This is a genomic window from Clostridium sp. TW13, assembly GCF_024345225.1.
GTDB classification, from domain to species: domain Bacteria; phylum Bacillota; class Clostridia; order Clostridiales; family Clostridiaceae; genus Inconstantimicrobium; species Inconstantimicrobium mannanitabidum.
Genome location: NZ_BROD01000001.1, coordinates 2,840,131 through 2,856,438, shown reverse-complemented (window position 1 = coordinate 2,856,438; position 16,308 = coordinate 2,840,131). Strand labels below are relative to the sequence as shown.

Genomic DNA, 16,308 nt, shown 5'->3' with positions numbered 1-16,308 from the left:
TATATGAAGCTAAGTGGAATATAGTATCAGTTTAGTTATAAGTAAATTCGAGCAAAATATTCCGTAATAGACTTTATTTTTACATTAACACAGAGTTTTTGGAAAGTTATTCATATGTTGAAGGCAAATTGCATAAGAAAATTAAGGAAAGTAATAAATTTAATTAGAAATATTTCAAGTGTTTTCTATAATCATACGATAAATAAATAAATTTATTTATTTAGGGGGATTATTATGAAAAAGAAGAGCAAAATACTTGCACTTGTTATGAGTGTATCTATGTCAGCTTCAGTTCTAGCAGGTTGTTCTAGCAATGCATTTTCAGTTTATAGTGCAATGAAGAAAAACAATTCTATAACTTCAGCAGAAGTGCAAACAGATGTGACGCTAAAATTATCAGCAAAAAATTTATCACCACAGGAACAAAAGGATATGGGAGAGGTGATGAAGCTAAATGATTCACAAATTCATGTGACATCAAAATTTAATCAAAATTCTGCAAAAACAATTTTAAAATCACAAATAGATCTTAAAGCTAAGGTAGGTAAAGAGGATTTCCAAACTTCAGTTTGGACAAACAATGATGCAACTAAACAGACAACAACAGTAAAAGTTCCTAAATTAATTTCAGATAAGATTTTGCAATTAAAGGGCAAAGATTATCTTGTAATTGATAATTCTCAAAATGTAGCAGCCAGTACAGTTGATTATTCAAAAATTGCTCAATTAGAACCGAAGCTAACAGCTTTCATTGATGAATACATGAAGAACTTTAATCCAACTAAAGATCCAATCACAAGTTTAGGAAATAAAACTATAATTCAGAATGGAAAGAAGATAAATGTTAAAGTTTATCAATTTGCATTAAATGATAGTAGCTTGAAGTCATTACTTCACTATGCTGTAAACAACATATCTGAAAATAAAGATTCTTTAAGCTTATTAAAAGATTATTTAACATCAGTTATATCAGCTGTGGCTCCATCAAAAGATGAAGCAGCAATGGTAAATTCACAGATAGAAAGTGCTTTTGCAAATCTTGATAATTCTTTACCAGCTATAACACAACAATTAAATACTTATCTTGGAGTATTTGATAAGATTAAAGTTTTAGGGGATAAGGGAATAGTAATTAATTTTGCTGTTGATAGTAATGGATACGTTGTAAATGAGCAGGGGGATGTCCAAATAGTTATTGATACAGCTAGCATAAGCAAAGCTATTGGAGATACTACAAACAAAAGTAAAGCTATTTATACAGCAAATATACACTTTAATAATGATATAAAAAATATAAATGGTAAGGTTGAAATTTCATATCCTAAAACAACAAAAAATAATTCAGTTGCAATGAAGATGGATGATTTATTGAATTTAGGAGATGTGTATAATGCTCATGATACAGTTGATGCAGCAATAAAATCAAATAAAATAGATATGATAAATGATGCAAAGAAAATGGTTGCAGTGCTACCAAATAGTGTAGATAAAACAGCAATGCTTTCTCAATTAAATGATGCAGCTAACAAATTAACATTAAATCAAGCAAAGGATTTAGTTAAAAAAGCAAAATCAACATTATTAGTTTCTGATTATGAAAATGCGATCAATGTTATTAATCAATTACCAACATCTATGCGTAAATCACTTTTAGCAGAATTAAATGGAATATCTAAAAAGGTTTATACAACTGATGTTAGCAATGCTTTAACTACAATAAAAAACTTGCAAAATGATAAGAAAAAAGATTTAAGAAAGTTTGACAGTGCAAAACAATATATTATTAAGAATGTAAAGAAGTCAGCTAATAGAGATGCACTTCTTAACAAATTAAGCAGTACAACAGGTAAAGAGGTACTTACTTCTGATGTTAATAGTGCATTAAAAGTAATAGATACAGCAAAGAAAAAGTATACTGATGCTAATGTAAAAGCAGCAAAAGCAGCTATTGCAAAAGTTAAAAATAAAGAAAGTGCAAAATACCTTCAACAATTATTAACTGATGCAAAACCAAAGACAAAGAAATAGCATGAACAAATAGAAAGTTTAAAACAATAATATAAACTCAGTTGCTAAGGCAAAAAGGGAGTGTAGGTGTGGCTAAGCAAGCCTTCTACGTTCCCTTTTTAATTTTAGTTTAGTATTTTTATTTACATTTTGCTCTATTTATTTTAGAAATTAAGTTCATGGAATCTAAGAATAGGTTACAGCATTTAACTATGTAAATATGTTTATATATAAATATTTATAGGATAAATCAGTGCTTGGAGGATTATACTGCTTATTTTGGAATTTGCATTGGAAATAAAGTTCCTTTATTGTCATAGTATAGATTGCATAAAGCTTTTAGGAGGAAAAAAATGAATTGTAATTTTGAGAATCAATCAATGAATAGAGAAGTAAATGATGCAGTGGCAATCAGGCAGAATGGTGTTGTTTATGTTGCTATAGCAGGCACACTTCCAACCCCTTGTCATGAAGCTAAGATTGCAGACAAATTTCCTGGAGGAATTATAAGATATATAAGAGATCCGGGTACAGCAGAGGTATTTCTAACTATAGGATTAAAACCTCAGAATGAAGGCAAGTTATGTCCGCAAGTTATAGTTCCATTCCTTTTGGAAACAGAGATACCAGATGGTTGGCATCATGAGCTTACAATCTATATAAACAGGCAAACATATAAGACAATAAAAATAGCAGATAAACCTGAAGAAGATACATCTGACCATAAAGATACTGGTAAGCCTAAGCTAGCATTTTGGTAAGAGATGATTTTTAAAATAGCAATGTTTAAAATTAAATTTAATTTTAATAACTTTATTGATGAAAATATCGTCAAATGAGAGTATTTAATCTTGAAATACATTGTTTCATAAAAAAGTGCAATGTTATAATTTAATTGATGATATTGCCCTATCAATATAAATAAGGTTATAGGTAATTAATTTTGCTTATAATCTTTTTTTATGTCAACAATTAGGGACATCTCCATCGGAATATATTATTGGAGTGTATATAGTACTGTTCCATATCAAGTGAAACTTGATTCAGGTGGGGTTTGATCCCCATCTGAATCTTAGTTGAACTTACACCCTCAAGGGGTACCTCGTCCAGGAGCGTGTAGCCGTTATCTCCAACTTAAGCAAATAAGTGAAAGTCCAAATCTATGATTTGGTTACTTGAACTTAGTTAACTAATGAATTAGTTAACTTCATTAAAATTGATTTAGTGTGAATTGGTTAAGCAGACATCTTAAATCTATGATTTGATGATGGTCGCTTACTCTGTGAGTACTCATCTGACTTTAGGAAGAGGAGTTTCATATAAGATTTGAGTGTTACGGATGCTAGTTATCGGATAAATGTTGGTAGAAAAATGTCGAATTTTCAGAAGTTGTCCACCAACATTTTGATGGAATACTTCTATATGTAGCTGATTAGCTAGGGCGACTACATATAGAAGATCTAAAAAGTATTGTTCAGCAAAGTTTAAGATATAGGTAATTAAGAGATGAGTAAGAGGCAAGAGTAGATACATTCTGATAGTTTAAATTTGTTAATTAGTGTATGTGTAGTATAATAATACTTATATAATAAATATTAGTAATTAGGGGGCAACAAATGGACAGTTTGCAAGTCATAGAAAAGTTACCAAGTGTTATTGTTTTTATAGATTGAAAATTTAAAGAAGTTAAACAATTAAAATTTAAAAGGATTAATTGAGAAGAGGAGAGAGAGTTATGAAGGTTCTTTTAGGTGGTTGTTTTGGCAACCTTGGGAAAGAAATACTAGACCAATTAATTTTATCAGGAAATAAAATAGTAGCAGTGAATAGATCTATAAAAGAGAATATTAAAAATGAAAATGTTGAAGTAAAAAAGTGTGATTTTACAAAGCCAGAGGATTTAAAAGATATATGCGAAGGTGTTGATTGTGTAATATCAACGGTAGGACTTACAACAGCAAGTAAGGTTACTACACATTATGATGTAGATTTGCAAGGAAATTTAAATCTACTAAATGAAGCTAAAAAATCAGGTGTAAAGAAATTTATATATATTTCCGTAATTAAGTGTGATGATGATCCAAGTATACCTATGCTTGATGCAAAGCATAAATTTGAGGAAAAGTTGATTGAAAGTGGTTTGGATTATACAATATACAGACCAACAGGTTATTTTTATGATATAGCAAAAGTGTTTAAGCCTATGGTTGATAAAGGAACAGTGATGCTTCTAAAAGGAAGTATGGCTACTGCGAATGTTATAGATACAAAGGATTTAGCAAATTGTGTTGTTAAAAATATTGATGATTATAGTAAGGAGATTTTAGAGATAGGCGGAAAAGAAGTGTATAGCTATGAGGAAATAGCAAAGTTATTTTTTAAGGCTGCAAAGAAAGAAGAGAAAATAAAGTATGTATCTCCAAAGTTATTTGGCCTTCTAGAGTTTATAAGCAGGATAAGCAAGAATGGAAAGACTGCAAATATAAAGTTTGGAAGATGGACTTTAAGCAATGACATGACAGCAAAAATAAAATATGGACAATCTTCCTTTAAGGAGTATATAAACAGTTTATATTAAAATGAAAATAGAGTTAAAGCAGATAAGTACTGAGGTTGTTTCAGTATTTATCTGCTTTAAACTTTATATTGCTTTTTAGGATTCTATTTACTTATCCACTCTACTACTCCAGGAGTTAAGGAAGCAACATCATCTTTATCAACTTTAGTTACAAAAAGCAAATCTTTTGATTCAAGAAAACTCTTAAGTTTATTTGATATTTCAGATGCTGTTAAGTCTGTCTTTAATAAGTAACTATCAGGCATAAAGCAAGCCCATGAACCTAGAGTTTTAATGTTTCCTACGATTTCATAGTCATCACGAACTTCGTGATGATGTTCGTGTTCATGTTCATGATTATGATCATGATCATGTTCTCCACATCCACATGAATGTGTTTCTTCATTTAAATAATATGTAATTGCATAAACTGACATATAAGTCCCACCTTAATTTAATATTTTTAATAGTGTATTTAACATAGACTTAGTATATCACGTTTATAGAAATTTAGCCAAAAACTAAAGATTCTCTCAGTGAAATTACTAAGAGAATCTTTTGCCTTAAGCATTATTTGATTTTGTTTATACAGTAATTTATTTTTCAGGATTATCATTGTCACTTGCGCTGGATGCTTTTCTTGGTTTTCTCAATTTTTTTAACTTGAAGAATCCTAAAACACCAAGAATTGCTGCTGATAGAGCTCCACCACTAATTGATAGTATAGTTTTATTTGGTCCGAAAAATGAATTTTTGCCATTTATCTTAATTGTAAACTTAACTATTTTTTCAGATGTAGTTTTGTAGTTTGGATCATAGGCTGTGACTTTTAAAATGTGCTTACCTGGGGTGGTAATAGCATCGCCTTTTTTGTAGCTTGCACCATCTAAAGTTATTGTAGGCTCTATATCACCTTCAACTGCTATTTGAGGTGTTACTGTATCAATATAAGTGGCACCATCCATTATTCCACTAACAGAAATTCTTGGTCCAGTTGTTTTTATATAGAATTTAAATACAATTGGGCCTCTAACGTTTCCTGCTTTATCAGTTAACTTGACAACTAAAGTATGAGGACCTTCTGAGTCGATTGGTTGGTTGTTATAAGGTTCACCATCAAGTTTAATGTCTGGGATACATCCATAGGCATCGCTGTATTTTATTATTGGTTGAATTACATGATTGTAAAATTCATTATCTTTTATATTGCCAAAATCCACAGTTGGAGCAGTTTTATCTATAACAAATTTTATAGTCTTTTCAGTAACATTTTTAGCTTTGTCTATTGCTGTAGCTATAAAAGTATACTCATTTTCAGCACTAATAGGTTCACCGTGATATGGTGCACCGTTCAAAGTCATTGTAAGAATATCTTGGTTAGTATCACTTTGTGAAGAGCCAAGAGTAATGTTTTTATTATAGAAAAGCAAACCTTCTAGTAAACCGAAAATAGTTACATTTGGAGGAGTGGTATCTAGCGTAAACATTTTTGTAACCTGATCAGATATATTTCCTGCAAAGTCACTGCCAACAGCTGATATAGTATACTTATTATCTGAAAGGGTTGGTAAAATCCCAGGCCTTATATAATCATTTCCATTAATATTTACTTTATCAATCATATCTTCTGACAATTCTGTTGTTATTATTGGTCTAAAGTTCTTAGTGTTTATATAATTGCCGTCATTAAAATTAAACTTTAGAATTGGCTTAGTCCTATCAATTATTAATGTGCTCTGTGTACTATTGGTGTTACCAGCTTCATCAGTGTTTACAACCTCAATAGTATATTTTCCTTCAGCAGAGTAATTTAAATTAAAGGTATTAGTACTAGGATTTATTTGTGAAGTTATTTCTTGACCATTTAAATATATCTTAGTTCCACTACTGATAAAGTTAGTATCTGAAATAGCAATTTGAGGACTGACTGACTGATGATTGTTATAATAAATACCATTATGCATATGAGATTTACTGTAATCATCAAGATTAATTTTTACATCTGGCTTTGTTTGATCCACAGTAAAATCATAGGAATAGCCTTGGGATCCATTATATAAAGCGATGTTACCAGCTGTATCAGTTGCTGAAATTGTTATTCTATAATTACCATCATTGTGAATATTTATTCCACTTAATTTGTAATTACCGTTAGAAGTTTGTGTTAAATTAAAAGGAACTCCTTCACCGGTATTTTTGTTTATAATACTTACCTTTGGTGTACCAGAGAAACCATAGTTATCATTGATTGCAAATTCAGGTGATACATCACTATTATAGAAAGTAGGCTTATTGGCTGAGTGTGGAAAATCTTTTGATATACTAATAGTAGGTACTTCACTATCTTTTACAAAGCTAACTTCATCAGTTGCAGGGCTTTCATTTAAATCTATTGCACCCTTATCTAAAAGAAATACTTTAAGCTTATCTTTTATACCTCTAGCAGTATTTGCTGAAATTTTGGCACCTTCAAAAGTTATAGTATCACCAACCTTTTCTTTAAAGTAAAGGGCATAGGACTTACCATTTAACTCAGCATAGATATATTTTTTACCATTAATTTCTTGGTTCCAATTATCCTTGTTCAAGAAGTGATCAACTACTGTAATTATAGGTGCGATATCACTGCTTGTAGGGTTAGAAGGCACATTTTTAATCCTAGGAACAGTATAGCTGTCTATATAAAATGTTGAAGTTTGATCAGGTGTACTTTGGTTATTTTTAGCCTTATCTTGAACATGAACTGTAATTGTATATTCAGCATCACTATTAACAACATTCTTTAAAATATAATTTTTAGTACCATTACCATTGTCCACTTCACTTACCTGAGAATCATTGAAATCATACTTTGTAGTTACCCCATCTTTAGTAACATTGAAGTAGGAATTGATTTTATCTATATTAGTTTCAGTAACAGTTACATAAGGATTAAACGGATTTCTATAGTAGCGATTATCAATTAATGCTTCATCGTTTTTAGTTTTTATATCGCTTACTACTGGTGGTGTTGTATCAATAGTAAATGATTTTGGAATATCCTCTGTAATATTTCCTGCAAAGTCACTAGCAACAGCTGATATAGTGTAATTTTTATCTGTAAGGATTGGTAGGTGTTTTGGATCATAATCAGTTCCATTAATTTTTACTTTATCAACAGTATCTTCATTAACTTCAGTTGAAATTACAGGTTTAAAATTTTTAGTATTTATATAATCACCTTCATTATAGTTATAATCAAGAACTGGTTTAGTTCTATCAATTACAAAGGTGCTTTTGGTGCTGTTAGTGTTACCAGCTTCATCAGTGTTTACAACTTCTATAGTATACTTACCTTCAGCATAATAACTTAAATCAAAGGTAGAGGACTTAGGATCTATTTTTGAAGTGATATCCTCATTATTTAAAAATACCTTAGTTCCGCTATTGATAAAATTAGTATCTGAAATAACAATTTTAGGACTGACTGAATTATGGTTGTTGTAATAAATACCATTATGGGTATGAGATTTACTATAATCATCAAGATTAATTTTTATATCTGGCTTTGTTTGGTCTACAGTAAACTCATACTTGTAACCCTGCAAATCGTTGAATAAGGCAAGGTTTCCAGCAGTATCAGAGGCTGAAATTGCTATTTTATAATTTCCATCTTTATGAATATTGATTCCCTTTAATGTGTAGTTACCATCAGCATTTTTTAATAGATTAAAAGGAACTGCTTCACCAGTATCTTTATTTATAATATTTACTTTTGGTGCATCAGAGAAAGCGTAGTTATCAGCGATTGTAAACTCTGGTGTTACATCACTATTATAAAAATTAGGTTTATTAATTGAGTTTGGAAAATCTTTTGATATAGAGATAGTAGGAGCTGTACTATCTTTTATAAAGTTAATTTCAGCAGTTTTAGGAGCTTCATTTAAAGCCATGGCACCTTTATCTAGAACAAATATCTTAAGATTATCTTTTATATTTTTAGCAGTGTTTGTTGAAATTTTGGCACCTTCAAAAGTTATGGTATCTCCAACTTTTTCTTTGAAGGTAAGAGCATAGGATTTTCCATCTAGTTCGGCATATATATACTTTTTGCCATTGACATCATTATTCCAATTATCTTTATTCAAAAAGTGATCAACAACTGTAATTACAGGTGTAATATCATTGCTTGTAGGTGTAGAAGGTACTTCACTAATAGTTGGTATGGTGGAGCTATCTATACAAAATGTTGAAGTCTGGTCAGGAGTACTTTGCATATTTTCAGCTTTATCCTGAACGTGAGCAGTGATTGTATAAGCAGCATCATTATCAACAACATTTTTTAAAATATAGTTTTTTGAACCATCACTATTGATTACTTCGCTAACCTGATCAGCATTGAAGTCATATTTTGTAGTTTTGCCATCTTTTGTAACATTGAAGTAAGAATTTTCTTTATCTATATTAGCTTCTGTAACAGTAATGTAAGGATTAAAAGGATTTCTATAGTACCCATTATCAATTAATAAATTATCATTTTCAGTTTTTATCTTACTTACTATAGGTTTAGTTCTATCAATTATGAAGGTGCTATTAGTACTACTTGTATTACCAGCTTCATCAGTGTTAACAACTGCGATAGTATATTTTCCTTCAGCATAGTAAGTTAAGTTAAAGGTATTAGATTCAGGATCTATTTTTGAAGTTATATCTTCGCTGTTTAAATACACTTTAGTTCCACTATCAATAAAGTTAGTATCTGAAATAACAATTTTAGGGCTGACTGAATCATGGTTGTTGTAGTAAATGCCATCATGCATATGAGCTTTACTATAATCATCAAAATTAATGCTGACACTTGGAGTTGTTTGATCTACAGTGAAATTATATACATAACCCTGTGTTCCGTTAAATAAAGCAATATTACCAGCAGTATCAGCTGCGTCAATTGTTATTTTGTAGTTTCCATCCTCATGAATATTGATTCCAGTTACAGTGTAATTTCCATCTGGATTTTTTAATAAATTAAAAGGAACTTTTTCACCAGTATTTTTGTTTATTATGCTTACGTTTGGCTTATGAGAGAAACCGTAGTTATCAGTAATTGTAAATTCAGGTGATACATCACTATTGTAGAAATTAAGCTTATTATTTGAATTTGGAAAAGGCTTTGATATAGAAATAATAGGATTCTCACTATCTTTTACGAAGTTAACTTCATTAGTTGCAGGTTTTTCATTTAGAGCTATTGCAGCTTTATCTAAAACAAATACTTTAAGATTATCGTTGATGCCTTTAGCAGTGTTGGCTGAAATTTTAGCGCCTTCCAATATAATAGTATCTCCAATTTTTTCTTTGAAGGTAAGTTCATAGGCTTTTCCATTTAATTCAGCACGGATATACTTTGTACCATTAATGTCTTGGTTCCAATTATCCTTATTTAAGAAGTGATCAACTATTGTAATGGTAGGAGTTATATCAGTATTTGTATTGTCAGATGGAATGTTGTAAATAGATGGAGCATTGTAGCTATCTATATAAAATGTTGAAGTTTGGTCAGGAGTATTTTGAATATTTCCAGCTTTGTCTTCAACATGTACAGTGATTGTATAAGCAGCATCACTGTCAACAACATTTTTTAAAGTATAGCACTTACCTCCGGTAATACTGTAAGTTTCACTTACTTGGTCTGCATCAAAATTATACCTTGTAGTTATCCCATCTTTAGTAACAATGAAGTAAGAATTAGTTTTGTCTATATTAGTTTCAGAAACAGTTACATAAGGATCAAATGGATTTCTATAGTAGCTGTTATCTATTAATAATGCACCATTTGCATCTTTAATTTTGCTTACTGATGGGGAGGTTGTATCAATTGTGAAGTTTTTGGGACTATCGTCACTAACATTACCAGCAAAGTCGGTAGCAGTTGCTGATATAGTGTAGTTATTGTCTTTTAGTATAGGTAAGTTGCTAGGATCAATAAAAGGATTCCAATTAATAGTTACGTTAGTAATAGTATCTTCAGGATTTTCAGTTGATATTATTGGGCGGAAGTTTTTGTTGCTTATATAGTCACCATCTTTAAAATTGAATTTTAGAACTGGCTTAGTCCTATCAAGTACAAAGGTACTCTTGGCACTATTTGAGTTACCAGCCTCATCTGTATTTATAACTTCAATTGTATATTTTCCTTCAGCAGAATAGCTTAAGTCAAAGGTATTAGATTGAGGATCTATTTTTGAAGTTATATCTTCATTGTTTAAAAGTACCTTAGTACCACTATTGATAAAGTTTGTATCTGAAATAGTAACTTTAGGAGTAACTGAATCATGGTTATTGTAGTAAATACCCTCATGCACGTGAGATTTACTATAAGAATCAAAAGCAATATCAACATTTGGTTTTGTTTTATCTACAGTAAAGTCATATACATACCCATTTGAACCATTAATTAACGCAGGATTATTAGCAGTATCAGATGCAGAAATTGCTATTCTATAATTTCCATCATCATTGATGTTGATTCCATTTAGAGTATAATTACCATCATCATTTTTTGATAGGCTGAAAGGAATTAAATCGAAAGTATCTCTGTTTATAATGGTTACCTTTGGCGTACCAGAGAAACCATAGTTATCAGTGATTGTAAATTCAGGAGATACATCAGTATTATAAAAATTAGGCTTATTGTTTGATAGTGGAAAACCCTTTGATATAGAAATAGTTGGTGCTTCGTTATCTTTTATAAAGTTAATTTGGGTAGTTTTAGGTTCTTCATTTAAAGCCATTGCAGCTTTATCTAAAACGAAAACCTTGAGATTGTCTTTAACGCCTTTAGCAGTATTAGCTGAAATTTTAGCACCTTCAAAAGTAATAGTGTCTCCATTTTTTTCTTTAAAGGTAAGAGCGTAGGCATTTCCATTTAGCTCTGCATAGATATATTTCTTGCCGTCAACTTCAGCGTTCCAATTATCTTTATTCAAGAAGTGATCAGATACTGTAATTATAGGCGTAATATCACTGGTGGTAGGGCTAGAGGGGACATTACTAATAGTAGGTTTACTGATACTATCTATATAAAATGTTGAAATTTCATCAGGAGTATTTTGTATATTTCCAGCTTCATCTTGAACGTGTTCAGTTATGGTATAGGAAGCATCACTATCAACAATATTATTCAAAATATAATTTTTTGTACCGTCACCAATATAAACTTCACTTACCTGAGGAGAATTAAAGGGATATATTGTAGTTGAACCATCTTTAGTAACAGTGAAGAATGAGCGTGTTTTATCTATATTAGTTTCTGAAACAGTTACATAAGGATTGAATGGAGTCCTATAGTAATTATTGTTAATTAATGTTAAATCATCCTTGCCCATTATTTGGCTTACCGTTGGAGCAGTTGTATCAACATAGATATCTTTTGTATTAGTAGTAGAACTATTATTTGAATGATCAGTAGTTTTAACGGATAATGTATGATGCCCTTCAGGTAATGAAGTTAAATTTATGCTATAGGTAGTTGATCCGTCTTTATTTAGGGTAGGAGTAATATCATCTGAAGATAAGGTTTGTGTATTACCATCGATTTTTATATCCACATATTTTGAGCTTATGATATCAGATTTAGTTAAGAATAAATCTGTAATGGTAACTGTTGGAGTTATAGATTGCTTATATACAGTATCATTATTTTGAAGTACTGCATCTGTAAATTTAATAATAGGAGCAGTTTTATCAATATAAAAAGTTCTTATAGAATCAGGGGAAATTTGATTTCCTGCAAGATCTACAAGGTGGGTAATTACTTCATACTTACCATCCTCAGAAATTGAATTTTTTAGTGCATATGTGTTATTGACACTAGAATCTAAGTGTACACTATCATTAAAATTAGTATCTAGATAGGTTGTTGGATTATTATCACTAGAGTTTATATATTTTTTTATTATAATCTTAGAATTTTGCTTGTCCAAATTTGGCTCAGAAGTACTTATTGAAGGAGTAACAGAACCATTAAAGTTGCATCCAGTCTTATCTGAATATACTCCGTAAGAGGGTTTTAAATTTATGGTAGGAGTATCTATTGTTTTATCTACAATTACATCAAAGATTAATGTTGATTGGTTATTAAATTTATCTGAGGCTTTAATTATTACTGTTACGTCATCGTTATCAGAAGTATTGGACAAGTCAAGCAAAGCATGAAAAGTACCATCACTATATGTGAATTTTGTTGTATCTGCTAAATCTACAGATCTTGCGTCATAACCATTTAATAGATAATCAATACTATCTATTTTCATACCTGAAGAAATATAGTTATCTGCTATTTTGCCATCCAATGTGAAATTATCAGTTGATTTAACGTACATTTTATTATCTGAAGTCAAACTTATAGAAGAGTCACCCTTTATATTACTGAAGGTTGGTGCTTGGTTATCCGGTAAAACTTTTGCTGAGTAATTAACTTTGTAATTGTTATAAGTATAATTGCAGCTTAAATCAGTCTCATTTTTTGCAAGTTTTGTGACAAAAGAATTATTGGATATAGCATGCGTATTTATATAAGCTGAAGAAGTGCCAGATGGCAAGGTGCCTCTTAAGTTGAAATCTTTATCAGTAAGTACACTGCCCTTATATATATCAAAGGTTGGTAGAATTGTGCTGTCAAAGGTTACATTTGATACATTAAAGGAATCATCTGAAGCAAAAAAGTCATATTTCCATGAAGCTTGGCTAAGATTTTTAATTGTTACAGTATATTCATTGCTGGTCTTATCATAATTTATATCTGCATTTTCAACTGGAGTAGCTGTCCCTCCTATATACAAGGCTGGCTTTGATAACATAACTGAGTCATCTGTTACTTTTATCTTGAAGGTTGCGACTGAGTTACTAGAGCTTAGGGAATAGTTTACATTAGTAATTTTAAGCGCTGGAGCAACTGTATCTGTAGAAGCTTTGATTACCTGTTTAGATTTATATGCTACTGAGCCATCCTTATGTTTTAGATTGTATACAACGGTTATTTTATTAATGTTTGTTGTTGAGATACCTGGTAAGTAGTATTGTTTTGCTTCTATGTTTGAATAGGTATATTTTTTAGTGGTATCAACGTTGGAAGTATCTGTAGTTGTCACTTCATAATCAATATAATCTCCAGCAGTTAATGCTAATTTTGATAAATTGAAAAATGCAAGTACATTTTTGTTAGATATTTTGTCGGATATACTATTTATCTGAAGTACATTTGAAGATTTTTTATCATCAACCACATAAAAGTTTGATTCAAAGTCATTGCTTGTAATATTTTCATCAATTGTAAGTGAAGGGTCGTCTGTCATTGATGGAATTGATGAAGCTTGGTTAGTGATAGAATTATTATCAATAATTTGTGACAGTGCTATAAGTGTAGGGTCAGCTGATTCTGCATAAGCTTTGTAATTGGGTGCAGTAATAGTTGATGAAGTTACAATAAGAGCAAGAATTAAAGCTTGAAGTTTTTTCCTATTCATGAATAGCCTCCTTGATTTATATAAAAATTAATTTGTTGAAGTAAAAAATTAATGTGAATTATAATTAAATTTAATAAGTTTTAATTAATTGTATAAAATATACATGGAAAAATCAATACAGCTGGTGTAATATATTACATATATAAATAAAATATCTAGAAATTGATTGGAATACATATAAAGTATATGAATTACATAACCAATTTATTTTATCTTTATAGCATAATGCTTCATGTTATGTTGTACAGTATATGAATTATATAATTGCTTTATTTTTCAGAAGGGGGGGATTTAATTGAATTTAGTTGGAAGCTTATTTGAAGATAAGTATCAAATTATAGATATCTTGGGCAAGGGGGGAATGAGTACCGTATATCTTGCAAAAGATATTAGAATCCAAAAGCTGTGGGCTATCAAACAGGTAAGAAAAGATGAAAATAATTCTACGGTAGACCTTATGGCTGAGACTAATTTGTTAAAAAGACTTGATCATGCAGCATTACCTAGAATTGTTGATATCGTTGAGAAAGATGATTATATCTATGTTGTTTTAGACTTCATTGAGGGAATTTCTCTTGACAAAAAGCTAATGGAGATAGGCGTTGCTGATGAAGTTACAGTGTTAAGTTGGGCGAAGCAGATTTGTGAAGTGCTTTCATATTTACATTCACAAAAACCTAATCCAATAATCTATAGGGACATGAAACCAGCAAATCTTATGTTAACACCTCAAGATAAGATAAAGTTGATAGACTTTGGAATCGCAAGAGAATATAAAGAAGATGTTTCTCAAGATACTGCTTATATAGGAACCAAGGGATATGCTGCACCAGAGCAATATGGAAGACATCAAACAGATGCACGAACAGATATCTATAGTTTAGGTGTAACATTGTACCATTTGGCTACAGGAAAAAGTCCCAATGATCCTCCTTTTGAAATAAAGCCAGCAAGGCAGGTAAATCCAAATCTTTCAGAAGGGTTTGAAGTTATTATTGCTAAGTGTACTCAGCAAGACCCAAATTTAAGATATCAATCTGTTGAAGACTTAATTTTTGATTTAGAAAATATACATAGGTTGAATTCAGCCTATAAACAAGAAGCAAGAAAAAAATTGATGAAATTAGCAACTGCAATTTTAGCGTTTATTCTTTCAGCTTCTTTGACTGCGATTGGAGTAAAGGGTTCGAACAATGTTAATCAAGAAAATTATATTGCAGCAATTCAAGATGCTAATGAATCCAGTAATAATAAAGAAGCTGCTAAAGAAAAATATTTAAAAGCTATACAAATGAATCCTGATGATCCAGAAGCAAAGGCGTATAAAGAGGCAATAAAATTGTTTGATAATAAAAATGATTATGACGGATGTATAGATTTTTTATTGTCAGTACAAGCTTATGTAGCTAAAAATGAAAGAGCACAATATTACTTTGGAGAGGTCTATTTTGAAAATGCTGATTATTGCAATGCAAATGTATATTTTTCAAAGGTAAAAAAACCTGATAAAAACTTAGATTTAAAAGAAGCGCAGTTATTTAAATACTATAAACCTATTGCCGAAGCTTTAGGAGGTAAGGTTAGAAATAATGATGTAATAACACAAGCTGTTAGCACATTAGAAAATTATGTTGAAACTGTTTCAGATCCTGAATTGAAAGCAAATGGCTATAGTATTATTGCAGACATATATTCTAACAATCCTGATATTTTTAAAAATGACAGTATAGACAAGACAGTTTCAGTTCTTAATAAGGCTTACGAGCTTACGAAGGATAAAAATAATTCAAGGTTGTTAGAGAAGCTAGGCAATGCGTATTATGGAAAAGCTACTTCAGTAATAACAGATCCAGTTAAGTATAAGGAAAATATGAATAAGTCAGCTACGTATTATGAAAGTGCTATTAAGGTTGGTGGTAGTATTACAAACACCTACTATAAGCTTGGAACTATTTATAAGAATTCCGGAAGATTCAAAGATAGTGAGGACATATTTAACAAGGAAGAAACAAAATTTAATGATTATAGAGCAGATGTTGGGCTGGGTCTATTGTATGTTGAAATACAAGAAGGAAATAATTTAACAGCTTCGCAACCTAATGAAGACAATTATAAAAAAGTGGCAGATTATTACCAAAAAGCTTTGCAAAAAAATCCTAATAAAAATGATTCTGATTTTATACAGTTAAAAAGGAAATATGATGACTATAAGAATCAAGGACTTATAAGATAAAGGGGTGG

Annotated in this window: 6 protein-coding genes; 4 read left to right on the top strand and 2 right to left on the bottom strand. The window is 30.4% G+C overall.

Translation table 11 applies throughout. From position 1 onward, the window contains the following. The first annotated feature begins 234 nt into the window (after positions 1–234). From OCU47_RS13580 to OCU47_RS13570, 3 genes are all read left to right on the top strand, one after another. Complete coding sequence (locus tag OCU47_RS13580) at positions 235–2,028, top strand: hypothetical protein (RefSeq protein WP_261829143.1); 1,794 nt, start codon at positions 235–237, stop codon at positions 2,026–2,028. 332 nt (positions 2,029–2,360) lie between these two features. Further along, complete coding sequence (locus tag OCU47_RS13575; protein WP_261829142.1) at positions 2,361–2,768, top strand: hypothetical protein; 408 nt, start codon at positions 2,361–2,363, stop codon at positions 2,766–2,768. Positions 2,769–3,742: 974 nt separating this feature from the next. Next, complete coding sequence (locus OCU47_RS13570; protein ID WP_261829141.1) at positions 3,743–4,585, top strand: SDR family oxidoreductase; 843 nt, start codon at positions 3,743–3,745, stop codon at positions 4,583–4,585. Positions 4,586–4,668: 83 nt separating this feature from the next. Here the strand turns inward: OCU47_RS13570 and OCU47_RS13565 are convergent, their stop codons facing one another. Together OCU47_RS13565 and OCU47_RS13560 are read right to left on the bottom strand one after the other, a co-directional pair. Further along, entirely contained in the window at positions 4,669–5,001 is a 333-nt protein-coding gene (locus OCU47_RS13565) for a hypothetical protein (RefSeq protein WP_261829140.1), read from the bottom strand. A gap of 159 nt (positions 5,002–5,160) precedes the next feature. Next, positions 5,161–14,067: an Ig-like domain-containing protein gene (locus tag OCU47_RS13560; protein WP_261829139.1), complete on the bottom strand. Its 8,907-nt coding sequence runs from the start codon at positions 14,065–14,067 to the stop codon at positions 5,161–5,163. A gap of 295 nt (positions 14,068–14,362) precedes the next feature. On the opposite strand from OCU47_RS13560, the gene OCU47_RS13555 reads away from it, so the two are divergent. Next, entirely contained in the window at positions 14,363–16,300 is a 1,938-nt protein-coding gene (locus OCU47_RS13555; RefSeq protein ID WP_261829138.1) for a serine/threonine-protein kinase, read from the top strand. Positions 16,301–16,308: the final 8 nt, after the last annotated feature.